At 51.2% G+C, this 23,948-nt stretch carries 28 protein-coding genes; all 28 read left to right on the top strand.

Annotated elements, in window-relative coordinates; all coding sequences use genetic code 11:
- The 28 genes from PVA01S_RS01405 (at window position 1) to PVA01S_RS01270 (ending at window position 23,874) form a co-directional block, all read left to right on the top strand.
- Complete coding sequence (locus PVA01S_RS01405) at window positions 1–1,491, top strand: flagellar hook-length control protein FliK (protein WP_127604551.1); 1,491 nt, start codon at window positions 1–3, stop codon at window positions 1,489–1,491.
- 50 nt (window positions 1,492–1,541) lie between these two features.
- Window positions 1,542–2,015, top strand: a complete 474-nt coding sequence (gene flgD, locus PVA01S_RS01400; protein WP_127604549.1) for a flagellar hook assembly protein FlgD — start codon at window positions 1,542–1,544, stop codon at window positions 2,013–2,015.
- Window positions 2,012–2,395 (top strand): TIGR02530 family flagellar biosynthesis protein, encoded by a 384-nt coding sequence (locus PVA01S_RS01395; protein WP_054796993.1) that lies wholly within the window; start codon window positions 2,012–2,014, stop codon window positions 2,393–2,395. The genes flgD and PVA01S_RS01395 overlap by 4 nt, the downstream gene beginning before the upstream one ends.
- 108 nt (window positions 2,396–2,503) lie before the next feature.
- Window positions 2,504–3,328 (top strand): flagellar basal body rod protein FlgG, encoded by an 825-nt coding sequence (flgG, locus tag PVA01S_RS01390; RefSeq protein WP_127604547.1) that lies wholly within the window; start codon window positions 2,504–2,506, stop codon window positions 3,326–3,328.
- 66 nt (window positions 3,329–3,394) lie between these two features.
- The gene (locus PVA01S_RS01385) at window positions 3,395–3,616 is read left to right on the top strand and encodes a flagellar FlbD family protein (RefSeq protein WP_127604545.1); all 222 of its coding nucleotides are present in this window, start codon (window positions 3,395–3,397) and stop codon (window positions 3,614–3,616) included.
- A gap of 1 nt (window position 3,617) precedes the next feature.
- Entirely contained in the window at window positions 3,618–4,106 is a 489-nt protein-coding gene (locus PVA01S_RS01380) for a flagellar basal body-associated FliL family protein (RefSeq protein WP_127604543.1), read from the top strand.
- 42 nt (window positions 4,107–4,148) lie between these two features.
- Window positions 4,149–5,147, top strand: a complete 999-nt coding sequence (gene fliM / locus PVA01S_RS01375; protein WP_127604541.1) for a flagellar motor switch protein FliM — start codon at window positions 4,149–4,151, stop codon at window positions 5,145–5,147.
- A complete protein-coding gene (gene fliY / locus PVA01S_RS01370) occupies window positions 5,137–6,441 on the top strand; it encodes a flagellar motor switch phosphatase FliY (protein WP_054796995.1) in 1,305 nt (434 codons plus the stop codon). The genes fliM and fliY overlap by 11 nt, the downstream gene beginning before the upstream one ends.
- A gap of 30 nt (window positions 6,442–6,471) precedes the next feature.
- Window positions 6,472–6,834: a response regulator gene (locus PVA01S_RS01365; RefSeq protein WP_127604539.1), complete on the top strand. Its 363-nt coding sequence runs from the start codon at window positions 6,472–6,474 to the stop codon at window positions 6,832–6,834.
- A 35-nt stretch (window positions 6,835–6,869) separates the two neighbouring features.
- Window positions 6,870–7,505: a flagellar biosynthetic protein FliO gene (locus PVA01S_RS01360; protein WP_236595864.1), complete on the top strand. Its 636-nt coding sequence runs from the start codon at window positions 6,870–6,872 to the stop codon at window positions 7,503–7,505.
- Entirely contained in the window at window positions 7,502–8,263 is a 762-nt protein-coding gene (gene fliP / locus PVA01S_RS01355; RefSeq protein ID WP_127604537.1) for a flagellar type III secretion system pore protein FliP, read from the top strand. Before PVA01S_RS01360 ends, fliP begins: the two co-directional genes overlap by 4 nt.
- A gap of 27 nt (window positions 8,264–8,290) precedes the next feature.
- The gene (gene fliQ / locus PVA01S_RS01350) at window positions 8,291–8,560 is read left to right on the top strand and encodes a flagellar biosynthesis protein FliQ (protein ID WP_054796996.1); all 270 of its coding nucleotides are present in this window, start codon (window positions 8,291–8,293) and stop codon (window positions 8,558–8,560) included.
- 10 nt (window positions 8,561–8,570) lie between these two features.
- On the top strand, window positions 8,571–9,350 hold the full coding sequence (fliR, locus tag PVA01S_RS01345) for a flagellar biosynthetic protein FliR (protein WP_127604535.1): 780 nt from the start codon (window positions 8,571–8,573) through the stop codon (window positions 9,348–9,350).
- Between the two features lie 12 nt (window positions 9,351–9,362).
- The gene (gene flhB, locus PVA01S_RS01340; protein ID WP_413773683.1) at window positions 9,363–10,454 is read left to right on the top strand and encodes a flagellar biosynthesis protein FlhB; all 1,092 of its coding nucleotides are present in this window, start codon (window positions 9,363–9,365) and stop codon (window positions 10,452–10,454) included.
- 49 nt (window positions 10,455–10,503) lie between these two features.
- Complete coding sequence (gene flhA, locus PVA01S_RS01335) at window positions 10,504–12,537, top strand: flagellar biosynthesis protein FlhA (RefSeq protein WP_127604531.1); 2,034 nt, start codon at window positions 10,504–10,506, stop codon at window positions 12,535–12,537.
- A complete protein-coding gene (flhF, locus tag PVA01S_RS01330; protein ID WP_127604529.1) occupies window positions 12,534–13,883 on the top strand; it encodes a flagellar biosynthesis GTPase FlhF in 1,350 nt (449 codons plus the stop codon). The genes flhA and flhF overlap by 4 nt, the downstream gene beginning before the upstream one ends.
- Complete coding sequence (locus tag PVA01S_RS01325) at window positions 13,876–14,748, top strand: MinD/ParA family protein (protein WP_127604527.1); 873 nt, start codon at window positions 13,876–13,878, stop codon at window positions 14,746–14,748. Before flhF ends, PVA01S_RS01325 begins: the two co-directional genes overlap by 8 nt.
- 82 nt (window positions 14,749–14,830) lie before the next feature.
- Window positions 14,831–15,973 carry a protein-glutamate methylesterase/protein-glutamine glutaminase gene (locus PVA01S_RS01320; RefSeq protein ID WP_127604525.1) on the top strand — a complete coding sequence of 381 codons (1,143 nt, stop codon included), beginning with the start codon at window positions 14,831–14,833 and terminating at the stop codon, window positions 15,971–15,973.
- 40 nt (window positions 15,974–16,013) lie between these two features.
- On the top strand, window positions 16,014–18,056 hold the full coding sequence (locus tag PVA01S_RS01315) for a chemotaxis protein CheA (protein WP_127604523.1): 2,043 nt from the start codon (window positions 16,014–16,016) through the stop codon (window positions 18,054–18,056).
- 49 nt (window positions 18,057–18,105) lie between these two features.
- Window positions 18,106–18,567 (top strand): chemotaxis protein CheW, encoded by a 462-nt coding sequence (locus PVA01S_RS01310; RefSeq protein ID WP_054796998.1) that lies wholly within the window; start codon window positions 18,106–18,108, stop codon window positions 18,565–18,567.
- Between the two features lie 38 nt (window positions 18,568–18,605).
- Window positions 18,606–19,193 (top strand): chemotaxis protein CheC, encoded by a 588-nt coding sequence (locus tag PVA01S_RS01305; protein ID WP_155614373.1) that lies wholly within the window; start codon window positions 18,606–18,608, stop codon window positions 19,191–19,193.
- Entirely contained in the window at window positions 19,190–19,684 is a 495-nt protein-coding gene (locus PVA01S_RS01300; RefSeq protein WP_054797011.1) for a chemotaxis protein CheD, read from the top strand. The genes PVA01S_RS01305 and PVA01S_RS01300 overlap by 4 nt, the downstream gene beginning before the upstream one ends.
- Before the next feature lie 2 nt (window positions 19,685–19,686).
- Window positions 19,687–20,115: a hypothetical protein gene (locus tag PVA01S_RS01295; protein ID WP_054796999.1), complete on the top strand. Its 429-nt coding sequence runs from the start codon at window positions 19,687–19,689 to the stop codon at window positions 20,113–20,115.
- Window positions 20,116–20,132: 17 nt separating this feature from the next.
- Window positions 20,133–20,915, top strand: a complete 783-nt coding sequence (locus tag PVA01S_RS01290) for a FliA/WhiG family RNA polymerase sigma factor (protein WP_127604519.1) — start codon at window positions 20,133–20,135, stop codon at window positions 20,913–20,915.
- A gap of 23 nt (window positions 20,916–20,938) precedes the next feature.
- Window positions 20,939–22,348: a DUF342 domain-containing protein gene (locus tag PVA01S_RS01285; protein ID WP_127604718.1), complete on the top strand. Its 1,410-nt coding sequence runs from the start codon at window positions 20,939–20,941 to the stop codon at window positions 22,346–22,348.
- 36 nt (window positions 22,349–22,384) lie between these two features.
- Window positions 22,385–22,711: a hypothetical protein gene (locus PVA01S_RS01280; RefSeq protein WP_054799596.1), complete on the top strand. Its 327-nt coding sequence runs from the start codon at window positions 22,385–22,387 to the stop codon at window positions 22,709–22,711.
- Between the two features lie 27 nt (window positions 22,712–22,738).
- Complete coding sequence (locus tag PVA01S_RS01275) at window positions 22,739–23,371, top strand: hypothetical protein (protein ID WP_127604517.1); 633 nt, start codon at window positions 22,739–22,741, stop codon at window positions 23,369–23,371.
- Window positions 23,371–23,874: a hypothetical protein gene (locus PVA01S_RS01270; RefSeq protein ID WP_127604515.1), complete on the top strand. Its 504-nt coding sequence runs from the start codon at window positions 23,371–23,373 to the stop codon at window positions 23,872–23,874. Before PVA01S_RS01275 ends, PVA01S_RS01270 begins: the two co-directional genes overlap by 1 nt.
- Window positions 23,875–23,948 lie beyond the last annotated feature (74 nt).

Here is a 23,948-nt window from a genome sequence, read left to right as displayed (position 1 = left end):
ATGGAAATTCAAGCTCAATCTGTGGCCCTGGGCGGCACTGCATCTGCAGGCGGAAGCGCCAATTCAGCGGGTTCTGCGCAAGGCTCCGCTTCAGGCGGGAGTGCGTTCTTGACGACGTTAACCGGAATGCTTGTCGGAGAAGCGAATCAAGCCGGCAGCGAGGCCAAGGGCGGGATGAACGGATTAAGCGCCTTGATTCAATGGCTCAACCCGTTAGCGGCGGCCGCTTCCGTTATGAACGAACAGTCGACCGAACTCCAGGCCGGGCAAATTGACGGTCTCCTTCAATTGCTGGAGCAGACGGAGCGGCAGGAAGACGTCGACGCGCTGCTAAGCAATCCGGATCTTCAAGCTTGGCTTGCCGAACTTCAAGCGCTTCTTGCGTCGCTGATATCGACAGATGCAAGTGCCGGTAAGGATGGCGAAGCGGCTGAGCATCCGAAGCAGGCCGGAGAAAAAGCTCATCCAGGTGAAGAACAAATGTTAAATCCGCAATTGTTCATACCGCTATTGACGCAAGTCGCTACAGACGCTTCGGAGTCTGCGGCGAACGTTCAGTCGAAGTTATTGTCTTCAGCCGAAGTCGTACAGATACTAAAGCAGCTTAAAGAAATAATGGCCGGCGGGCCCCTGCATCCGAGCTTGCAACAAGCGATGAAAGAGTTGCCGTCTGCGTTATTGTCGGCGGCCGCAACATTCGGCGAGTTACATAAAGCGAAAAGCGATACGCAACAAGCGGTGCAAACCGCTGTTTCAGCGAAAGCGAGTACGGATTCGGCGAATCCTTCAACCGCTCCGCTAGTTCAGGTGGTTTCCAATCCGATGCACAAACTCGAAGCGCTCGCTTTGGCACAGCATGCCTTAAAGCTGACGAGCGAACTAAGCGGCAGCGAAGAGGAAGCGCCTTTATTCGAACCGCTTCGTTCGGAGGATGGTCAATCGGGAACTTCCCAGCCGATGACGATGCACGATTTCATGAAACAAGTACAGAACGGGCAGATGGTTTCGAAATCAGCGTCGCTGCATATGCCTGCTTCGTCCTTCACTGAGGATATGACGCAATTTATCGTCAGCTCCTTCGTACTTGGGACGACGGCCGACGGCTTGACAGAAGCGAAAATTTCTCTTTATCCGCAGCACTTGGGTCATGTAGAAGTCAAGCTGACGATGCAAAACGGACATCTGATCGCCCAATTCGTAGCGGACAGCGCAGCGGGCAAAGAAATGTTGGAGGCACAGCTCTCCCAATTGAAGAACACCTTGCAGACGCAAGGCATTCAAGTGGATAAGCTGGAGGTCAGTCAAAGCCAAAGCTATCAATCCGGGATGTTCCAGGAAGGACGCCAACAGCAATCGCAGCAACCGTCCAAGCAGAAAAATTCGGGCAGCAATAAAGCTGCTTCTTTAGATGAACTTGGAGAGACGGAAAGGATGTCCGGCGTAGGAGACAATCGGACAGGCGTTAACGGTTCGATTGACGTCATCGCCTAAGTTGCGCTGTACGGCGGTTGGAGATAAGCGGGAAGCAGGAGGTGAACAACATGGCCGATTCCAATATCAGCACGAAAAATATTTGGCCTTATTATTCGAAAGCGAACGTCGACCGCGCAGAAAAGAAGACGGAAGGCAGCGAGCTCGGCAAAGACCAATTTCTGAAAATATTAATTACACAATTAAAAAATCAGGATCCGACACAGCCTTTGCAGGATAAAGAGTTTATCGCGCAGATGGCGCAGTTTACTTCGGTCGAGCAGCTGACGAATATGAGCAGCGAAATGAAATTGTTGCGCCAGTCTCTAGGCTTCGCATCGGGACTGATCGGCAAAGAAATTACTTGGTCTTACGCAGATAACGAGGGCACGACTCACTCCAAAACCGGGGTTGTCGAGTCGATTACCGTTAAAGATCATCAGCAATTTGCAAAAGTGAACGGCGAAGAGGTCGCGCTCGAAAATATTTCGCAGATCGGCAACCCGGCTCCTTCAAAGGAACCTGCAGGGGGAGAGGCACCATGACGGAACGGATGACGGTAGGTCAGCTATTTCCGAATGGCGTTACGCCTGCGCTCTCGAAGCCGCCTCAAACGAGAACTGGACGGGAAGCGCCATCGACTTCGTTTGATTCGATCTTGCACCACCAATTCGTACGCTTCAGTCATCATGCGGAAGAACGGTTGCGCCAAAGAGGCATTCAGTTCCAGCCCGAACAACTGGCGAAGATCCAGTCCGCCATCGACAAAGCGGCAACGAAAGGCGCCAAAGATTCGTTGATGCTCATTAACGATACGGCTTTAATCGTGAACATTAAGAACCGGACCGTGGTTACCGCAATGGACGGAGCATCAATGAAAGACAACTTGTTTACGCAAATTGACAGCGCCATGATCATTTCTTAAGAACAGGCCGGCCCGGAGTTCGGAGGCCTTGGTTGTGGACCGACTGAAACAACCAGTAACACCATTAAGCAAGGCTGACGAGTTCAGCCTTTAGGAGGCAATCGATCGATGTTAAGATCTCTTTATTCCGGTGTTTCGGGTATGAGAGGATTTCAAACGAAGTTGGACGTTATCGGGAATAACATCGCTAATGTGAACACGGTCGGGTTCAAGACCGGACGCGTGATGTTTAAAGATATTTTGAGCCAAACGGTCGCCGGGGTCTCGGCTCCGACGGAGGAAAGAGGCGGCGTGAATTCGAAGCAGATCGGTCTTGGCGTTACGGTTGCCGCGGTTGATACGATTCATACGCCGGGCAGCGCGATGACGACGAACAAACCGACCGACCTGCGGATCGACGGCGACGGATTTTTCGCGGTTTCCTCGATGGTAGACGGAGGCGACGGCCCATATTTGACTCGTGCCGGTAACTTTGAGCTGGATGCATTGAATCGCCTCGTGAATGCGGACGGGATGTTCGTCTTGAATACCGAAGGCACAGCGGTCACGTTGGAGGATGGCGTTACGGCTTTCTCCATCTCCCAGAACGGGGAGATTATCTCGGTTGCTGCCGATGGAACGGCGACTCCGACCGGACAGCTTATCGCTGTTGCTAAAGTGACGAACCCTGCCGGTCTTGAGAAAATCGGGGGTAACATGTACCGGATGACGCCGAACTCCAACACGGAAGAACTCGATCTGGGCGCCGCTACTGCCGCGAATCCGGAGACGGGAACGGGAGCTATCATCTCCGGTCAGCTTGAAATGTCCAATGTGGACTTAACGAGCGAATTTACGGAAATGATTATCGCACAGCGGGGGTTCCAATCGAACTCCAGAATCATCACAACTTCAGATGAAGTGCTTCAGGAAGTAGTCAACTTGAAACGATAGTAACGTTCAGTATCAGTAAACGGGGGAGCCGGTCTCCCCCGATCCTATCCCAAGCGGAGGTAGCCGATGGTAACGCTCACCCGGCTTAACGGCAAACCGATCATGGTTAATGCCTTACTGATTGAGACGATTGAAGAGACTCCGGATACTATGATTACTTTGGTGACCGGAAAAAAAATAATGGTGCTCGAACCGGTGCCGGAAGTTGTCGCCATGGTACAGCGCTTTTTGCAGACCGTAGGTCTCATCGGCGGAACGATAAAGAGCCTGAATTCGGAGGGGTCGTAAGTTGTTTAAAAGTAAAATTTTTATCATGGTCGTAGCTATACTTATTGCGATAACTTTAATTTTAACTGCAGCGTTCGTTCTCTGGAATTACATGGATAAATCCAGTTCCGATCCCCAAGACCAAGCGCAGCAATTGGTACGGGAAGTAAAATCCGGTAAAAAATTAACACCGGTACAAGTGAAAGAAAATACGGTCGAAATGAAAGACGTTCTGACAAACCTGGCCACGGCGAGCGGGGCAAGCGCGAAGTTCGTGAAAGTAAGCTTTGCCTTTGAACTTGAAAACAAGAAGGCTAAAGAAGAGTTTGATTTCCAGCAAAGCCGGATGAAAGCAATCGTAATTGAAACGTTGGCCGATATGACGCCGGAACAAGTTTCGGGCAAAAAAGGCTTTGACAATCTCACTTCAGCCCTTATGAATAGAATGAATGAACTGCTTCACGAAGGTAAATTGAATCAAATCCTTATTACCGATATCGTTCTCCAATAGATTGAGGGATATTCGCGAATAAGCAAGCGGGAGGTGACGCAGATGGTAGATGTGCTTTCGCAGAATGAGATAGACGCCCTGCTAGCGGCGCTCTCATCCGGTGAAATGGATGCGGAAGAACTTAAAAAGGAAGAAACTCAGAAAAAAGTTCGAGCCTATGATTTCAAACGCGCAGTGCGGTTTTCCAAGGACCACATTCGCAGCTTAACTCGAATTCACGAAAACTTTGCCCGTTATTTAACGACTTATTTTTCCGCACAGCTCCGGACCTTTGTACAAATAAATGTTGTCCAGGTCGAGCAGCTGCCTTATGATGAATTCATACGGTCCATTCCAAAAATGACCATCCTGAACATTTTCGAAGCGGAGCCTCTGGAAGGAAGAATGGTGCTCGAGGTGCATCCGAACGTGGCTTTTGCCATGCTCGATCGTTTGCTGGGAGGATCGGGTACCTCGCCAACCAAAATTAACGCTTTAACCGAGATCGAAACGATCGTCATGGAGCGGATTTTCAGCAGAGCGTTTGAAAGTTTGCAGGAAGCGTGGAAGACGGTCATTGATTTGTCCCCAAGGCTGGAAGCTTTGGAGACAAATCCGCAATTTATGCAGATCGTCTCGCCTAACGAAACGATTGCCTTAATTTCGTTAAGCACCAAGATCGGGGATACGACGGGGATGATCAACTTATGTATTCCACACGTCGTCATTGAGCCGATTATGCCGAGATTGTCGGTTCATCACTGGTTTGTGTCCCAGAAGAAGACGAGTGCCCCGGAAGAGCAGACGGCTTTGCAGAATCGGCTTCATAAGGCAAAGCTGCCGATTATCGCAGAGCTGGGCGCTTCCCAAATATCCGTACGCGAGTTTCTCAGCCTAAATGCAGGCGACGTCATTACGTTGAACAAATCGGTAAATGAGCCGCTGCATATACGGATAGGGGAAAGGTTGAAGTTTTATGGCAGTCCGGGTACGACCCGCGGTAAGCTGGCTATACAAATCAGTGAGATTGTCAGTGAAGGAGTAGAAGAGAATGACGAATAATAAGGATTATTTGTCTCAAGAAGAGATCGACGCCTTGCTGAGACAGTCTTCCGAAAGCGAGTCAAGCGGTGGTTTTTCGAGCGGCTCGAGTCCAAGAGTAGAAGACTACTTATCGTCGCTGGAACAAGATGCTTTAGGCGAGATCGGCAATATCACATTCGGCAGCGCCGCGACAGCCTTATCGACCTTGCTCGGTAAGAAAGTCGATATCACCACGCCAAAAGTTTCTGTGATTGCCCGAGCCGACTTGGTCGAAGAGTTTCCTAAGCCGCATGTCGCTGTCCACGTTAACTATGTTGACGGATTTGACGGCATCAACCTGTTGGTCATCAAGACGCGCGATGCGCAAGTGATTGCCGATTTGATGATGGGCGGAGACGGTACGGGGCAAAATATGGAATTGTCTGAAATTCATATCAGTGCCGTACAAGAAGCGATGAACCAAATGATGGGGTCATCCGCTACTTCAATGTCGACGATATTTAACCGATTCGTCAACATTTCGCCGCCGGGGATCGATATCTTGGATTTGGCAGAGGGCGGCGAACCTTCATCGATTCCGCAAGTAGACGTCTTTATCAAGGTTTCATTCCGCTTGACGATTGGCGACTTGATCGACTCCACGATCATGCAGCTGCTGCCCGTCGCGTTCGCGCGGGAGATGGTCTCCACCCTGATGGGCGGCGGAGACATGCAGGAAACGGCCGCTCCGCCGCCGTCGGCTCCGCCTGCTCCGGGCTCGATGGCGCAGGACACGCTTACGCCGCCTCCTGCGGCGCCTTCGAATGATGCATACCAGCAGCCGCAGGTTCAGCAACCGATGTACCAGCAAGCGCCGATGTATCAAGAACCGCCGATGCAGCAGCCGATGTACCAGCAAGCGCCGATGTATCAACAGCCCCCGATGATGCAGCCGCCGGGCTATGCGCCGCAGCCTGCCGCTTACGGGATGCCGACAGGGCGTAACGTCAATGTTCAGCCTGCGCAGTTCTCGAATTTCACGCCGCCGCAGCTGTCGCCTGCCGAAGATACGAACTTGAACTTGCTCTTGGACATACCATTGAAAGTAACGGTGGAACTCGGTCGCACGCATAAGGTGATCAAGGACATTTTGGAGCTTTCGCAAGGGTCGATTATCGAACTTGATAAACTCGCAGGAGAGCCGGTTGATATTCTCGTCAATAACAAGCTTATTGCAAAAGGCGAAGTCGTCGTTATCGATGAAAATTTCGGTGTTCGTGTCACGGATATCGTAAATCAGTGGGACCGGATTCAAAAACTGCAACAATACTAAACCATAGCGCTCTAGGAGGACTGTATACCCATGGCAAACCGAATTCTGATTGTAGACGATGCAGCATTTATGAGAATGATGATCCGCGATATTTTGTCCAAAAACGGTTACGAGGTTTGCGGTGAAGCGAACGATGGCGCACAAGCGATCGAGAAATACAAAGAGCTGCGTCCCGATCTAATCACGATGGACATTACGATGCCTGAGATGGACGGTATCCAAGCGTTGAAAGAAATTAAAAAAATCGATGCCAACGCCAAGGTCATCATGTGTTCCGCGATGGGGCAGCAGGCGATGGTTATCGATGCGATTCAAGCCGGTGCCAAGGACTTTATCGTGAAGCCGTTTCAAGCGGATCGCGTTATCGAAGCCATTAAGAAAACGTTGGGGTAACCCGAAACTTCACGAATTGAAGGGAATGTGAGCACTTGAAGAGACTCGCAACCAAGACGTTGCTAGCCGTTCTCGTTCTATGGATGCAAACAGCGGCGTGGTTAGCTGCTGTTTGTTTCGGGGAAACGGGGACCGATGCGCCCGGTTCGAGTCCTTTTGACTCACCGGACAACATCTATTCAGCCGGAGACACGCTCGGGATGATTGTCAAAGTCATTTTTTTTCTTATTCTCATTATCGTCATCTTCTTTGTGATTATGAAGATCATTGCTCAAAAAAATAAGTACTTCACAGGAAGATCCATTCGGTCGCTTGGCGGTTTGCCTCTCGGACAAAACAAATCGATCCAAGTCGTTGAGATCGGGAAGTCGCTCTATATCGTGGGGGTTGGCGAGAACATCCAACTGCTCGAGAAGATTGAAGACGAAGCGGAGGTCGCGCTCATTCGCGACATGATGACTGCGGGTCCGGCTATGACGGCGCCGGCGTTCGAATCGTTTGGCGGCTGGCTCAAAAAGCTGAGACAGAAGCCAGAGGTGGAGGAAGAGCTTGACATTGAAGCAACCTCGTTCCAGCACGTGTTCCAGACCAAGATGACGGACCGTAAGAAGATGATGGAGGAGCTGCTCCAGCAAGACAATAATTCAGATCGGTTGAATGATAAACCATGAAAAAGCTCATCAAATTATTACCGCTGCTTCTGCTTGCCGGAATGCTCTGCTCGGTTTCCGGCCAAGCGTTCGCGGCGGATCCGATTCCGGGTATTAATATCGATATCGGGACAGCGAACAGTCCGGACAATGCGTCGGGTACCGTTACGATCATACTCCTGATTACGATTCTTAGTCTTGCGCCTGCCATCCTCGTCATGATGACAAGTTTCACCCGGATTATCATTGTGCTCGGTTTCGTCCGAACGTCCCTGGGTACGATGCAAATGCCGCCGAATCAAGTACTGATCGGATTGGCGATGTTTCTAACCTTCTTTATTATGGCGCCGACGTTAGGTGAAATAAACGAGACGGCTTTCCAGCCTTATATGAAGGGGGAAATTACGCAAACCGCCGCATTGGATAAAGCGTCGATTACGATGAAGCAATTTATGTTTCAGCATACGCGCCAGAAAGATTTGAAGCTGTTTCTCGACTATACCAAAGCCGCGCCTCCGAGCGGCGTGGAAGATACGCCGCTGACCGCGCTCGTTCCGGCCTATGCGATTAGTGAGCTGAAGACGGCGTTTCAAATGGGCTTTATGGTATTCATTCCGTTTCTAGTCATCGACATGGTTGTCGCGAGCACCTTGATGGCGATGGGGATGATGATGCTTCCCCCGGTCATGATATCGCTGCCTTTTAAAATACTGCTGTTCATCCTGGTTGACGGTTGGTATTTGGTCGTGCGCTCGCTGCTGCTCAGTTTCAATTCGTAATCGGGACCCGAAAAGGAGGGACTTGCTTTGAGCTCGGAGTTTATTATCGGGTTGGCCGGCGAAGCGGTTTATACAACGTTAAAGGCCAGCGCTCCGATGATGGTGGTCGCTCTTGTCATCGGCTTGATTATCAGCGTTTTTCAGGCAACGACTCAAATTCAAGAGGCTACGCTGGCTTTTGTACCGAAAATCGTGATGGTGCTCGTCTCGATTCTGATTTTCGGACCCTGGATTCTAAATACGCTCGTCGATTTTACTTATAATCTTATGAACAATCTTTACAAATTCGTCGGGTAGGTACATGTAGATGGCTTGGTTCGTACAGTATCTCCCTGGATTTCTGCTGTTTTTTTGTCGAATTACTTCGTTTTTTGTGGTCGCGCCTATTTTTTCGGGTCGAAATGTGCCTGCGCAGTTTAAAATCGGGATCTCGGTTTTCGTAGCGTTTATCGCTTTTGTCGGGGCCGGCACCCAATCGCCGGTTGCTATGGATTCGATGTACGTGCTGCTGATTATACGGGAAATATTGGTCGGCTTATGCTTGGGCTTTGTCGCCTATATGTTTTTCACAATCGTGCAAATTGCAGGATCGTTCATTGACATTCAAATCGGGTTCGGTATTGCGAACGTCATCGATCCGATGACGGGAACGCAAAGCCCGGTGATCGGCAACCTGAAATTTATGGTCGCCTCGATGCTGTTTCTGTCGCTAAACGGTCATCATTATTTGCTCGAAGCCATCATGCGAAGCTATGAATGGATCCCGTTAAACAACGAGACGTTCGCCAAGTTTTATGGCGGGCAAATTTCAGACTTTATGTTGAAGTCATTCTCAAGCGTATTTGCGTTAAGTTTCCAAATGGCCGCACCGCTTATCGTTGCGATGTTTTTGACGGACGTCGGTCTCGGGCTTCTGGCGAGGGTCGCGCCGCAATTCAATATTTTTGTGATCGGGCTTCCGGTCAAGCTGTTGCTCGGCCTTATTATGTTGGTTTTATTATTTCCTGGTTACGAGTCTCTGTTCAGCAATATTTTCGCCAAAATGATGGAATCGATCAAGAGCTACTTCGGATTGTTTCAAACCTAAGGGGGGATGGACGTGGCGGCACTTCGTTTACAACTCGACCTGCAGCTGTTTGCCGGGGAAAAGACGGAAGACGCGACGCCCAAGAAGAAACAAGATGCAAGAAAACAAGGACAAGTGGCCAAAAGTATGGAACTGCCCGCTGCCTTTATCTTGTTTTTTTCCTTCCTGGCGTTTTACTTGTTCGGCGGGTTCATGAAAGGACATCTGGTCGGCGTTTTCCGATCGATCTATACGGACTTCCTGCTGGTCGACCTCACATCGCCCAATATGATGGTGTTATACGAGCAGCTGGCGCTGCAGATGCTGCTGATATTAAGCCCGATTTTCGTAATCGCGGTCGTCATAGCCGTGCTCGGCAACTATTTGCAATTCGGCTTCCTCCTCACGGGCGATCCGCTGATGATGAAATTCAGCAAAATGAACCCTCTTGAAGGCGCGAAACGAATGTTTTCGATGAGGTCGGTCGTTGAGTTTCTGAAGTCCATGTTGAAAATGAGCATTATCGGTTATGTCGTGTATTCGGTCTTATGGGGCGAGAAAGCGCACATTATGCAGCTAGCGCATCTCCCTCTTCAGGAGATTCTGACTTTTACTTCTTCGCTCGTGTTGAACCTTGGCGTGAAAATCGGAGGCATTTTGATCATACTGGCCATTTTCGATTTTTTGTATCAGAAATATGAGCATGAGAAGAATTTGAGAATGTCCAAACAGGACATTAAAGACGAGTATAAGAAGTCGGAAGGGGATCCGCTGATCAAAGGGAAAATTCGGGAGAAACAGCGCCGTATGGCGATGCAGCGTATGATGCAGGACGTGCCCAAGGCCGACGTTATCATTACGAACCCTACCCACTTTGCCGTGGCTCTCCAGTACGACGGTTCGAAGATGCAGGCTCCGACCGTCATTGCCAAAGGGACCGACTTCGTCGCTCTCAAGATCAGACAAGTCGCCAAAGACCATGGCGTCGCTACGATCGAAAATAAACCGCTCGCCCGGGCTTTGTACGCTCAGGTGGAAATCGGAGAAGCGATTCCCGCCGACATGTTCCAAGCCGTGGCCGAAGTATTAGCCTATGTATACAAACTTAAAGGCAAGGCATTGTGATCTTGGCCTGAAGATAGCGAACGAAAACTAAGTAGAGGGGGCACCGGCTTTGAAAATTAGAGACCTTGTCGTATTGATCGGCATCATCGGCATCATTCTCATGATGGTCGTTCCGCTCCCGATTTGGTTGTTGGACTTTTTGTTGATCCTGAATATTACGCTGGCGCTTATGATTATTCTGGTCGGGATGAATACGACCGATGCGCTGCAATTTTCAATCTTTCCTTCGCTTCTTCTCATTACAACCCTGTTCAGGCTCGCCCTAAACGTCTCCACCACCAGGAACATCCTGGCACACGCCGATGCCGGTAATGTGGTCGAAACCTTTGGTTCATTCGTCGCGGCAGGCAACCTGGTTGTCGGCTTCGTCGTCTTTATCATTCTCGTACTCGTACAGTTTATCGTCATTACCAAAGGTTCCGAGCGCGTTGCCGAAGTTGCGGCACGGTTTACATTGGATGCGATGCCCGGCAAACAAATGAGTATCGACGCCGATTTGAACGCCGGCATGATCAACGAACATCAAGCGAAGGAACGCCGTGAGAAAATTTCACGCGAAGCAGACTTTTACGGTGCGATGGACGGGGCGAGCAAGTTCGTCAAAGGGGATGCGATCGCGGGCATCATCATGCTGATCATCAATATCATTGGCGGTTTGATCATCGGGGTCGCCATGAAAGGAATGTCTTTCGCCGAAGCAGGCGAAAAATATTCGATTATGACGATTGGCGACGGCTTGGTGAGCCAAATTCCGGCGCTGCTTATTTCGACGGCTGCAGGTATTATCGTTACCCGGGCTGCGTCCGACGGCAATCTGGCGCATGACCTGACAACGCAAATTTTCTCCTACCCGAAGCTGCTCTATATCGCGGCAGGTACGGTGACGGCGCTTGGCCTCTTTACCCCGATCCATTTCTGGACGACGTTTCCGATTGCGGGTCTGCTTGCCTTTGCCGCTTATCGGATGCAGCAAATCGTGAACCGCAAGCAAGCGGAGGAGGTGCAGCTCGAGGAAGAGCAGCAAATTGAAGAAGTGCGAAGTCCGGAGAGCGTTATTGGGCTGCTCAATGTGGACCCGATTGAATTCGAATTCGGGTATGGCCTTATTCCGCTTGCGGACACGCAGCAGGGCGGCGATCTGTTAGACAGGATCATTCTCATTCGCCGTCAGTGCGCGCTGGAGCTCGGGGTCGTCGTTCCTGTTATTCGGATTCGCGATAATATTCAGCTGAGGCCGAATGAATACATCATCAAAATCAAGGGCAATATCGTCGCTCGCGGCGATTTACTGCTCGGTCATTACTTGGCGATGAGCCCGGGCATCGATGACGATTCGATTGCCGGGATCGATACGCTTGAGCCGGCTTTCGGTCTTCCGGCACTCTGGATCGACGAACAAACCAAAGAACGCGCAGAGCTTTCCGGGTACACGGTGGTCGATCCGCCGTCGGTGGTCGCGACGCATTTAACGGAAATCATCAAGAAGCATGCTCACGAACTTCTCGGACGGCAAGAAACGAAAGCACTTATCGAGAATGTCAAGGAAAGCTTCCCGGCACTGGTGGACGAGCTCATCCCGAATGTTCTTTCCTTAGGAGACGTTCAAAAAGTACTGGTGAAGCTGCTGCGTGAAAAAATTTCGATCCGGGATCTCGTTACGATATTAGAGACTTTAGCGGATTACGGCACCTATACGAAGGACCCCGATATTTTGACCGAATACGTGCGGCAAGCGTTATCCCGGCAAATCACCCAGCAATTCACGTCGATCGGCGACTCGTTAAAGGTGATCACCGTAGGCCCGAATCTGGAGAAAAAGATAGCCGAATCGGTACAGCAATCCGATCAAGGCAGCTACCTGGCACTCGATCCGACTTCAACGCAAGTGATCTATCAACGGCTTAGCGATCAGGTGACCAAACTGATCCAATCCGGGCAGCAGCCGATCGTACTGACATCGCCGACGATCCGCATGTACCTGCGCCAGCTGCTTGAGCGCACGATGCAGGATATTCCGGTATTGTCTTACAGCGAGTTGGAGCCTAACGTGGAAATCCAGAGCATGGGGGTAGTTAATCTATGAGAGTGAAACGGTACGTAGTGGATTCAATGCCGGATGCGCTGCAAAAGATTAGAATCGACTTAGGCCATGACGCAGTGATCATCAACACCAAAGAAATTCGTACCGGCGGATTTCTGGGGATGTTCTCTAAGAAAAAAATTGAAGTCATTGCAGCGATGGATACCGCTTCCCCCGGCGGTTCCGCCGCAGGAGCCAGGACGCCCGCGGGCGAGGCTGCCGTTGTTGCTGCAAAGTCGACAGCTCCCTTTGCGGCTCCGCCTTTCGCTCAGTCTGCCAAAAAGACCGTAGCCGCTGCTTACGGGGCGCAGACGCTGCGGGAAGAGAAACAGCCGGTTCTTGCTTTTCCCGAAGTGCCGGACGTGCTTCCGCCGGAATCGGCGGCATCATTCGTACCGGTTCAAACGGCGGCGCCCGCGCCGCTCATGCCGGTTCAGCGCATTCAAGCGGCAGCTCCGGTGAAAGCGAAGGAAGACATGCTCCTGGAAGAATTAAAGCAGATGAAAGAAATGATGTGCAGACTCTCACAGCAGCATGGAAGTGCCGAACAACTGAATCCCGCGGTTCAGCGGTTCGAGCAGCGTCTGCTTGAACAAGAGGTGGAACCTCATCTTGTTCAGGAACTGATTGCCCAGGTGCTGGAAGATGCAGTAATCTCGGCGGCTGAATTGTCAGAGACGTTCGTGAAGCAGTCGCTGCAGCGCCAACTGCTCGCGATGCTGAGAATGGAAGGCAGCAAGTCCATAGCGGCCGATACGCGCATTGCGCATTTTGTCGGCCCTACCGGAGTCGGCAAAACGACGACGATTGCCAAGTTGGCGGCCGAGCAGGTGCTCAAGCACCACCGCAAAGTCGGTTTCATCACTTCGGACACGTACCGCATTGCGGCCGTCGAGCAATTGAAAACGTACGCGACGATCTTGAACGTACCGCTTGAAGTTGTATTCTCGCCCTCGGATTTAACTAAAGCTTTCGACAACTTGAAGGATTGCGATCTTATTTTCATGGATACGGCCGGACGCAATTTCCGCAACGAAATGTACGTTTCCGAATTAAATGCGCTGCTGAAATCAAGCGGAAAAAGCGAAACGTTCCTTGTGCTCAGCTTGACAACCAAATATAAAGACATGAAAGCCATTACGAGCAACTTCAGCAAATTCAAGCTGCACAAGGTGTTGTTTACGAAGATGGACGAAACTGACTCCTACGGCGCAATCCTGAATTTGGTTCGCGAATTCGGGCTCCAGATCTCCTATATCGCGAACGGACAAAGTGTCCCCGACGATATTAGAGTGCTGCAAGAACAATTCATCATCGATCTGATTCTGGAGGACGATAATCATGAGTGATCAGGCCCAAGGGCTGCGGAATCTGATTAAACATCAGGGCGCCGATCAGGAAAAGGCGACCCGGATCATCACCGTAACCAGCGGGAAGGGAGGGGTAGGCAAATCGAATTTCACCTTGAATTTTGCCCTATCGCTCCAGAAAAAAGGGTTCAAGGTGCTCATTTTCGACGCGGATATCGGACTCGCCAATATTGATGTGCTGATGGGCATCTCTGCAAAATATAATTTGTACCACTTGTTGAAACGGGAAAAAACGGTCTGGGATATCATCCACAAAGGACCGAATGATATACAGTTCATCGCCGGGGGCTCGGGCTTTAACGAATTAATTCGTCTAACGGATGAGCAGCTTGACTATTTCGCGGAACAAGTGAATCAGTTGAACGGACATGTCGATTTCATCATTTTTGATACCGGGGCGGGCTTGTCCAAAGAAACGTTGAAGTTTATTCTCGCCGCACAAGAAACGATTGTGGTGACAACGCCGGAGCCTACTTCCATTACCGATGCTTATGCGATTATCAAAATGGTTCACTCGATGAGTTACGACGTGAAATTCCGGTTGGTCGTCAACCGTGTGACGGATTGGAAGGAAGGGCGGCAAACTGCGGATAAAATCAGAATGGTAGCCAAGCAGTTTATGGATTTGGACATTCCGACGATCGGATACGTGTTGGATGACAATTCGGTTTCCAAAGCGGTGAAAAAGCAAATCCCCTTTACGATCGCTTTTCCGGAAGGCGCGGCTTCGAGGTCGCTGGGCGAATTAACCGACGATTTTGTGTTGAACCAGCTGCCGGCCGACAATCAAGCGGGTTCGGTTAAAGGTTTCCTGAGCCGAATGATTCGTTTGCTGAAGCAATAGCGAGCAGGGATGTTGATTTGGCCCGGTGAACAGGAACAACTTCTGACCTTCTAGCTCAGTGACAACGTAGAGGAGTGAAGCTATGCAGCAGCCGTTTGATGTGTTAGTGGTCGATGATTCCATATTTATGAGAAAAATCATCTCGGATTTTATCTCGCAGGATCCGATGCTGCGGGTAGTCGGGACGGCCAGGAACGGGAAAGAAGCCGTCGAGCAGGTGAAGAAACTACAGCCTCATGCGGTTACGATGGACATCGAAATGCCGGAGATGAACGGACTTGAGGCGCTTCGCGTCATTATGAAGGAAAGCCCGGTTGCGGTCATTATGCTCAGCAGCTTGACGCAAGAAGGGGCGTCCGAGACGATAAAGGCACTGGAATGGGGGGCTGTCGACTTCGTCGGCAAGCCGTCGGGCTCAATTTCGCTCGATCTTCATAAGGTAAAAACCCAGCTGCTGGAGAAGCTTCATATCGCAGTGAGAATGAATGTGAACAAGATTGGGCTGCAGCGCCCGATCCTTCCACGTCAACCGGAGCTGAAGCCGATACCGCAGGCCCGCACGACAGCGGCTGCAGCGCCATCGAATCCGTCTCCAAAGGCTGAGAGGCGATCGGTTGACCGATCGCAAGCGGGCATCGGGCACTTGGTCGCGATCGGAACTTCCACCGGAGGTCCGCGTGCGCTTCATCAGGTATTGTCGGAGCTGCCGGCGGAGCTTGCGGCTCCGGTCGTGATCGTGCAGCATATGCCGCCGAATTTTACCAGATCGCTTGCTCAACGGCTCAATTCGATATCCGGTCTGAAGGTGGTCGAAGCGGAGGAAGGCATGCCTCTTGAGAACGGCACGGCTTACATCGCTCCCGGCGGAAGTCACATGGCGGTCGCCCGCAATGGGCCGGGCGCTTATCGCATCCATCTGAGCAAAGAAGAGCCGCGCAGCGGCCATCGACCGTCCGTGGATGTTCTTTTTGAATCGCTGCTTCCGCTCAAGGAGTTGAAGCGTCATATCGTGATCATGACCGGCATGGGATCGGACGGCGCCAAAGGGATGCTGGCTCTGAAAGAATCGGGAGCTGTAACCACGATTGCCGAATCGGAAGAAACCTGTATCGTCTACGGTATGCCCCGAGCAGCGGTCGAGCTTAAAGGTGTCATGCATGTGCTGAAGCAGCAAGAAATTGCAGGCAAATTAATATCCGCAATCGGTTTATCGGCCTTATCTTAGTCCTTATACATATAAACGATCCTGATGGAGGTGTACGGTTATGGAAATGAATCAATATCTCTCGATGTTTATTGACGAGTCCAGAGATCACTTGCAAGCGATTAACGAACATATGCTCAGCCTGGAAAGCAATCCGGAAGACATCAGCATTGTCCAGAACATTTTTCGTTCCGCACATACGTTAAAAGGAATGTCTGCTACCATGGGCTTCGAGGATATCGCCTCGCTGACGCATGAGATGGAGAACGTGCTGGATCTTGTGCGCAATCATAAGTTGAAAATGGATTCATTCATCTTTGATTGCCTGTTCAAAAGCACCGATTCGCTCGAGACGATGGTCGAAGACATTATTCAAGGCGGCACCGGTAAAGCCGACGTTTCGGACATTGTAGCGGCTTTGAAATCCATAGTCTCCGGCGATTACCTGAAAGGCACTGCGGGGGGATCGGCCAAGCCTGCTGATGGGCAGGACGAAACCAAAGCGGAGCTCGACGAATTCCAGCTCTCGATTGTCCAGCAATCGATCGAAGCGGGGATTCCGGTATTCTGGATCGAGGTCACCGTTCGTCAAGATTGCGTGCTGAAAGCCGCCCGCGCTTACATGGTGTTTAATGTGCTCGAGCAGAACGGGGAAGTCATTAAAGCGAGCCCTTCGGTCGAAGATATCGAGCAGGAGAAGTTCGGCGAATCGTTCGCGGTGTACTACATATCCCAGATCGATCATGACCAGCTGCATAAACAAATTTCCAGCGTATCTGAAATCGATAAGGTCGAATTGGTCGTGCTGAATCAAGAGAAGCTGGCTGAGCGCATGCTGCCGGCCGCGAGAGCGGCACAAAAGGAAGTTGCTGCCGCTGCAGCCGTAGTAACGCCGGAACCTCCTAAAGCCGAAGTGAAGAAACCGCCGGCTGCGCAGGCGGGAGCTCCGGTCGCCAACCGGACGATTCGCGTCGATATCGAACGTTTGGACTTCTTGATGAATTTATTCAGCGAGCTGTTGATCGATCGCGTCCGGCTGGAGCAGCTGGCCAGTGAAATTCGCAAAAACGAATTAACGGAAACGGTCGAGCATATGGCCCGCGTCAGCAGCGACCTGCAGAACATCGTGCTCAAACTGAGGATGGTTCCGGTCGATACCGTGTTCAACCGGTTCCCGCGGATGATTCGCGATGTCGCCAAAACGCTGGACAAGAAAGTGGATTTGATTATTACGGGAGCGGAAACCGAACTCGACCGTACGGTTGTGGACGAGATCGGCGACCCGCTTGTACACTTGCTGCGCAACGCCGTCGACCATGGTCTGGAACCGACGTCGGAGCGTATCGCCTTGGGCAAACCCGAGACGGGTACCATCCATCTTCGCGCATACCATAGCGGAAATCATGTGTTTATTGAAATCGAAGATAACGGCCGCGGCATTAACCGGGACAAGGTGCTTGGCAAAGCAATCCAGAACGGCGTCGTCACCCAAGAGCAAGCGGCGCGCATGACGGACAAGGAAGTGTATATGCTTCTTTTCGCTTCCGGCTTCAGCACGGCAGACAAAATCTCCGACATTTCCGGCCGCGGCGTAGGTTTGGATGTCGTGAAGACGAAGATCGAAAGTCTGGGCGGCGAAGTGCACGTCGATTCGGAATTCGGTAAAGGATCGAAATGGTCCGTACAGCTGCCGCTGACGCTGTCTATTATTTCCGCGATGTTGATTCGTCTTCACGGTGAGAAATACGCGATCCCGCTTTCTTCGATCGTCGAAACGGCCGCCATTCGCCCGGAGCAAGTTCGAATCGTACACGGCAATCAAATGGTCGACTACCGGAATAGCGTCATTCCGCTGATCCCGTTAGCCAAGCTGTTCGACGTCCCGCAGGGCGAAGACGAATCGGAAGCGGATATCCAGATCGTCGTTATTCGCAAAGGGGAGAAGATGGCCGCACTCGTCGTCAACGAGTTCATCGGCCAACAGGAAATTGTGTTGAAAACGCTGGGGAAATACTTAACCAACCTGTTCGCCGTTTCCGGTGCGACGATTCTCGGCGACGGGCAAGTCGCCTTGATTATCGATACGAACGCTTTAATCAAATAACGATAACCGCGATTGATCTACTGCACGATAATTTGAGGAGGACGAGGGTATGGGACAAGAAATGAAAGTAATCGTTTTCGCGTTGGCGCATGAAGAATACGGCGTTGAAGTTGAAAAAGTAAAAACCATCGAGCGGATGCAGCCGATGACGCGCGTTCCCAAAACGCCTGACTTCGTAAAAGGAGTCATCAACCTGCGTGGGGTCGTGACCCCGGTCATCGATTTGCGCGGCCGTTTTGGTTTCGCGGAGAGCGAATACACCGAGAACACGCGGATTATTATCGTCGGGGTGGACGATATCGAAGTCGGATTAATCGTCGATTCCGCTAACGATGTCATCGATGTGGACACCGACCATATCGCTGATCCGCCTGAAATCGTGGGCGGCATTAAAGCTAAATATTTGCACGGTATTGCAAAAATCGACGATAACCGGCTGCTCGTGCTTCTGAATTTGAAAGAAGTGCTCAATAAGAGCGAGATTGTCCAATTGGAGAACATAGAGGAGTAGATCCTGTGGAATCATTTAACGCATTTGCCGATTTTCAAATGGACGTCCTCAAAGAAGTAGGCAATATCGGCGCCGGACATGCCGCCACCGCATTATCGAAGCTGCTTGATAAGCCGGTCGACATGCTCGTGCCGAAGGTGCGGATGGTTCCATTTGAAGAGATTGCGGATAGCGTGGGCGGAGCGGAGCAGGTTGTCATTGCGATCTTCTTGCGAGTAGAAGGCGAGACGCCGGGCAACTTGTTCTTCATTCTTAAGCAGGAATCGGCCAAAAAACTGCTGCGCAATTTGTTAGGAATCGAAGTTGTCAGCGATGAGGGATATACGGAGATGGAAATCTCCGCGCTAAGCGAGATCGGCAACATCTTGGCGGGTTCCTATTTATCGTCGTTGGCTGACTTTACGAGGCTGAACATGCAGCCTACGGTTCCTTCTCTTGCCATCGATATGGCGGGAGCGATTTTGAGCTACGGCCTTCTCCAATTCGGTCAAATGGGAGATCAAGCGCTCTTGATCGATACGAAGTTTCTGAATGGGAAGGATGAAGTGGAAGGGCATTTCTTTCTCATTCCCGATCCCGAATCGTTTGAGAAAATTTTTATCGCTCTGGGAGTGCAAACTCCATGATCCAAGACAATTTGATCAAAGTCGGAATGGCTGATCTCAACGTTGCCCGCCAGACCGGCGTGCTGAAGACGACCGGCCTTGGTTCGTGCGTCGGCATCACGCTATATGACGCGAAAGCCAAGGTGGCCGGTATGGCTCACGTCATGCTTCCTAACTCGGATATAGCCAAAGAGGGCCAGCTTAATATTGCAAAGTATGCGGACACGGCGATTCCGGAGTTGATACGGTTAATGGAAGCGCTGGGTGCACAAATTCGCAGAATGGAAGCGAAAATGGCCGGAGGCGCACAAATGTTCGCTTTCGGCAGCCAGTCCGATACGATGCGCATCGGACCGCGTAATGTGGAGTCGTGCAAGGAGCAGCTGTCCCGTTTCAAGATTCCGCTTCTGGCGGAAGATACGGGCTCCAATTACGGCAGGACGATTGAATTCGACTGCGAGAAGGGAACTCTTCTCATCCGCAGCGTACAACACGGAGTGAAGGAACTGTAACCATGATTGGATCGATACGGTGGAACTTTATCATCGGCGCTATTGCCTTTATATTCACCTTTATGTTTTCTGTCGGGAACAATATTTGGTTGACGACGCTCCTTCGGAGCGTCTACAGCTTTGCTGTCCTTTTTATACTTGTCTTTGGTTGTCGTTGGCTGCTCGGCACCTTTGCCGGCTTTAATCAATGGAACTCGAACAAAACGGAGCTAGGCGAAGGGGATTCGGACGGCACGAAGGGAACTGTTTTCGATGCCGTCACCCCCCCGGATCAAGATGAGGAGCTTCATCAAATGCTGAAAAAGAAAGTAGACGCTCCTATGCCGGAAGAGGAAACGTTCTCTCCGTTAAACCCGCCCAAATTGTCTACCAAGTTCAGCGAAACGCCGGAGGAATTGGCTCAAGCGGTTCGCCGTATGACTGAAGAATAAGGGGGTGAAAGAGCGTCATGATCGGGCAAAAATCTCATTTAGCGAACATCGAGATGTGGAAGAGGTGGAGAGAAGAACACGATACTGTAGCCAAGCAAACGCTGATCGAAACCTATTTGCCGCTTGTGGACTACGTATCCGGCCGACTTTCCATTGGACTTCCCAAAAACGTATCCAGGGAAGACCTCATCAGTTACGGGGTGATGGGGTTAATCGACGCTATCGAGAAATTTGACTACGAACGCGGACTGCAGTTCGAAACGTACGCCTCATGGCGCATTCGCGGAGCGATGATCGACGGACTCCGGCAAGGGGACTGGGTTCCTCGTTCCGTACGCGAGAAGGCGAAGAAAATCGAGGAAGCTTACCAGAAGCTGGAGCAGCAATACCTGCGTTCCGTCACGGATGCGGAGATGAGCGCTTATTTGCAGGTAAGCGAAGGCGATTTTCAACAGATGGTTCAAGATATTGCGGTCACCACGGTATGTTCGATCGACGATCCTATCCGTGAAGAAGAAGCGGAGACCCGTCTTTCGTTATTGATTGACGAAAAGGCAAAAAATCCGGAATCGAAAGTAAAAGAAGTGTACTTGAAAGATACGCTCGCGCAAGCGATTGAACGGCTTACTGAAAAAGAACGCACCGTCGTCTCGTTGTTTTATTACGAAGAACTTTCACTTAGCGAGATTGCTGAAGTTATGAGTTTATCCCCTTCCAGAATTTCACAGCTGCATTCCAAGGCGATTTTGCGCTTAAGGGGTTCGTTAAGCCGGCATAAGTCGCATCTATTTCAAGACTAAGCTACGAAAGCGGGGTTATGAATATGGGCGACCTGGCGATGCCGTTAAGTTATTATTTGGACCTTACCTTATCCGATGATAAACTGACCGCCTACCTGCAGTTTATGAACTGCGACGATAAATTTGCCGTAACTAAAGAACAGCTGGACGAACTGATCAAATCGCATCATATCGTGCACGGTATCGACGAGGACAAGCTCCTTGCGATCGTGAGAGATCCGAAATCGTTTTTCTTTACGAAAACCGCGATTGCAACCGGTCAACCCCCGGCGCATGGACAGGACGGTCAAATACGTTTATTGTTCGATTTGGACGGTCAATCCAAGCGTCCGCTGGAAATGGAAGACGGCAAAGTTGACTATAAAGAAGTGACGGCCATCAACAATGTCCGTAAAGGACAGTTGATCGCAGAACGCATACCGGCAGGTAAAGGAACGGATGGACGTGCGGTCACCGGGGAAACCATATTCGCCAAGGACGGGAAGGAAGCTCGCTTCAAGCCCGGGAAAAATGTCGTCTCCGATCCGGATCAGCTTGCCCTTTACGCCGCTATCGATGGGATGGTGACGAAGACGGACCGCGAAAAAATCAACGTCTTCCCGATATTTGAAGTGAACGGCGACGTAGACTATAATATCGGCAATATTGATTTTGTCGGGTCGGTCGTTATTCGCGGCAGCGTGCTTCCGGGATTCCGGATCAAGGCCGCGGGCGATATACGGATTACCGGTAATGTCGACGGCGCGGATCTCGAAGCGGGGGGCTCGATCGAGATCACCGTCGGTATCCTGGGGCACAATAAAGCGATCATTCGCGCAGGCAAACGGGTCAAATGCTCGTTCATTCAGGATGCGACGGTCGAAGCCGGGGAAGAAGTGCTCGTGGGACAAAGCATCATGCATTGTCAAATTCGCGCCGGTAAACTGGTCGCCTGCAAGGGAACCAAAGGATTGATCGTCGGAGGAATGATTCAAGCGGGCGAATGCGTCATTGGGCGAACGATCGGAAACTCGATGTCGACGGCAACCGTCATCGAGGTAGGCGTGCTGCCGGAGCTGCGCAACGAGCTGCAGCAGCTGCGTACGAATCTAAAGACGTTGATCGAGAATTTCGACAAGACGGAGAAAGCGCTCGTGCTGCTCGACCAATTGGCTGCGGCCGGACAGCTCGGACCGGATAAAGTGGCGATGCGGATCAAGCTGAACCATACGAAGAAGCAGGTTATGGAAGAGATCTCTTCATTGAAGGAACGTGCACTGGAGATTGAGAAGTCGCTTGAAGATTCGGAGCGGGCGAAGGTCGAGGTCATCTCGAGCGTGTACAGCGGTACGAAAATCGTCCTCGGTCGTTACACGAAATTCATCAAGGACACTTCCCAGCGCGTAAAGTTTCAATTGGTGGACGGCGATATTGCGATGCTTCCGATTCAATAACGCAAGGCAACAGCCTGTTACGGGAGGGGAAGTTCAATGAGTTTGAAGGCGGTCGAATTGCAGTTTGCATTGCACAAGAACGAAGAGGTCGGAGTCAAACAGCAGCAGCTGACCCAGAAACCGTTATCCGACCAAGCTTCACTTTCGGAAGCGGCGGCCAAGCAAGTGGTTGAGGAACGCCATAAGAGCACGAAAACCGAGGAATCTGCCCGCGCATCCGTCAAGGATAACGGCGAACGTTCTTCGAAGCGGGGGACATCCGGAACCCCGAAGCGAACGGCCGAAGCCAAAGAACCGGAGAAAGCGCCGATCTCCCGCCATGATCATCCGTTTAAAGGGCATCATATCGATTTATCGCTTTGACATTAAGCTGTGAAAAAGGTGAACGCGTTGAACCAACCTTGGGTATATATCGTCTTGTTCGGCTTGGTGATCATCGTCTACGCCAAGCTTTTGCCGAAAAAAGCCGAGCATAGCGCGGAAATTCCGACCACGATGAAAGATGTGGAAAGCGCGATGGATCACTTTGCCGTCGAGCTGGAAGAGCAGAATAAAACGATCATTCAGCTCTTTACGGAAACCAAAAAAGATTACGAGGTTCATGCCGCCAAGCTTGCTTCCCGTGTCGAAACGCTTGAGAAGCATAATCAGCAGCTCCAATCCGAGCTTCACCGGGTCGGTTTTGTCGCCGAACAAATTCAGAAGCACCAGGCTCCGTCTGCGCCCGTGATTCAGGCAGAGCCTGCCCCGGCGTCTGCGCCCGGCTCCTTGTCAACGAATGCGGATCCTGCCCGTTCCGAATCGCCGCTTCAAGCTGTCCCTGTTGCGGATCAGGAGCCGGCGGCAACGCGCGAGCAGCCGAACGAACCTGTTGCATTAATGAATATCAAGCAGCGGTACGCCGAATTGTTCGAGTTGTACGAGCTCGGCAAGTCGATGGACTTCATCGCCAAGAAGCTCGGGATGAATAAAGGCGAGATCAGCTTGATCCTGCTGCTTGCGAAACAGGAGGAGCGCCCCTGATGTCCAACAAAAAATCGCTCTTGTACGGACTGGGCTCGGGGATGATCGCCGGTTCCGTGCTGCTCCAGCTGATGAGTTTCGCTCCCGCCGCAAACCAGGGGCTGTCCAAAGAAGACTTACAGCAGCCGGCAGCGGAAACGATGACCCGGGAACAAATCAAAGAAAAGGCCTCCGTATATTTCAATGTGTATGAGAAGGATGTTAAAGTATATTTGCAGCCGCAGGTTGACGCCTTAGTCCAGCAGCGCGTGAACGAAGAGCTGGAGAAAGAGAGGGCCAAACCGGTAGAACCTGTCCGAGAAGTTTATATCAACGTAACCAGCGGCCTTGTGCTTTGGCAAGTTTCGGACTTGCTGTATCAGAGCGGGGTCATTGCCGATAAGAAGACGTTTGAGGAAGAAATGAGAAAACGTCGGCTTGCCGGCAGCATAAATACTGGCGTACACGTATTTAAAGGTCCGCAAACGCTCGAACAGGTCATTACCGGCTTGACCGAGAAGTAACCGAACAGACTCCGGGGTTCCGGGGTCTGATTTTGTTTGATTATGGCGAAAAGGGGCGCTGGTTGCAACCTCAT

The organism is Paenibacillus validus NBRC 15382 (genome assembly GCF_004000985.1).
GTDB classification, from domain to species: domain Bacteria; phylum Bacillota; class Bacilli; order Paenibacillales; family NBRC-103111; genus Paenibacillus_G; species Paenibacillus_G validus.
Note: the sequence above shows the minus strand (reverse complement) of the source record. Positions and strands in the feature narration are given on the sequence as shown.

What these genes read in the sequence shown, in the direction of transcription:
- PVA01S_RS01310 (WP_054796998.1), top strand. Translation starts at nt 18,106, where the DNA reads ATGGGACAAGAAATGAAAGTAATCGTTTTCGCGTTGGCGCATGAAGAA.
- PVA01S_RS01385 (WP_127604545.1), top strand. Translation starts at nt 3,395, where the DNA reads ATGGTAACGCTCACCCGGCTTAACGGCAAACCGATCATGGTTAATGCC.
- flgG (WP_127604547.1), top strand. Translation starts at nt 2,504, where the DNA reads ATGTTAAGATCTCTTTATTCCGGTGTTTCGGGTATGAGAGGATTTCAA.
- PVA01S_RS01325 (WP_127604527.1), top strand. Translation starts at nt 13,876, where the DNA reads ATGAGTGATCAGGCCCAAGGGCTGCGGAATCTGATTAAACATCAGGGC.
- PVA01S_RS01280 (WP_054799596.1), top strand. Translation starts at nt 22,385, where the DNA reads ATGAGTTTGAAGGCGGTCGAATTGCAGTTTGCATTGCACAAGAACGAA.
- PVA01S_RS01395 (WP_054796993.1), top strand. Translation starts at nt 2,012, where the DNA reads ATGACGGAACGGATGACGGTAGGTCAGCTATTTCCGAATGGCGTTACG.
- PVA01S_RS01320 (WP_127604525.1), top strand. Translation starts at nt 14,831, where the DNA reads ATGCAGCAGCCGTTTGATGTGTTAGTGGTCGATGATTCCATATTTATG.
- fliP (WP_127604537.1), top strand. Translation starts at nt 7,502, where the DNA reads ATGAAAAAGCTCATCAAATTATTACCGCTGCTTCTGCTTGCCGGAATG.
- PVA01S_RS01315 (WP_127604523.1), top strand. Translation starts at nt 16,014, where the DNA reads ATGGAAATGAATCAATATCTCTCGATGTTTATTGACGAGTCCAGAGAT.
- PVA01S_RS01290 (WP_127604519.1), top strand. Translation starts at nt 20,133, where the DNA reads ATGATCGGGCAAAAATCTCATTTAGCGAACATCGAGATGTGGAAGAGG.
- PVA01S_RS01405 (WP_127604551.1), top strand. Translation starts at nt 1, where the DNA reads ATGGAAATTCAAGCTCAATCTGTGGCCCTGGGCGGCACTGCATCTGCA.
- fliY (WP_054796995.1), top strand. Translation starts at nt 5,137, where the DNA reads ATGACGAATAATAAGGATTATTTGTCTCAAGAAGAGATCGACGCCTTG.
- fliR (WP_127604535.1), top strand. Translation starts at nt 8,571, where the DNA reads ATGGCTTGGTTCGTACAGTATCTCCCTGGATTTCTGCTGTTTTTTTGT.
- PVA01S_RS01270 (WP_127604515.1), top strand. Translation starts at nt 23,371, where the DNA reads ATGTCCAACAAAAAATCGCTCTTGTACGGACTGGGCTCGGGGATGATC.
- PVA01S_RS01365 (WP_127604539.1), top strand. Translation starts at nt 6,472, where the DNA reads ATGGCAAACCGAATTCTGATTGTAGACGATGCAGCATTTATGAGAATG.
- PVA01S_RS01295 (WP_054796999.1), top strand. Translation starts at nt 19,687, where the DNA reads ATGATTGGATCGATACGGTGGAACTTTATCATCGGCGCTATTGCCTTT.
- PVA01S_RS01305 (WP_155614373.1), top strand. Translation starts at nt 18,606, where the DNA reads ATGGACGTCCTCAAAGAAGTAGGCAATATCGGCGCCGGACATGCCGCC.
- flhF (WP_127604529.1), top strand. Translation starts at nt 12,534, where the DNA reads ATGAGAGTGAAACGGTACGTAGTGGATTCAATGCCGGATGCGCTGCAA.
- fliM (WP_127604541.1), top strand. Translation starts at nt 4,149, where the DNA reads ATGGTAGATGTGCTTTCGCAGAATGAGATAGACGCCCTGCTAGCGGCG.
- PVA01S_RS01300 (WP_054797011.1), top strand. Translation starts at nt 19,190, where the DNA reads ATGATCCAAGACAATTTGATCAAAGTCGGAATGGCTGATCTCAACGTT.
- PVA01S_RS01285 (WP_127604718.1), top strand. Translation starts at nt 20,939, where the DNA reads ATGGGCGACCTGGCGATGCCGTTAAGTTATTATTTGGACCTTACCTTA.
- flgD (WP_127604549.1), top strand. Translation starts at nt 1,542, where the DNA reads ATGGCCGATTCCAATATCAGCACGAAAAATATTTGGCCTTATTATTCG.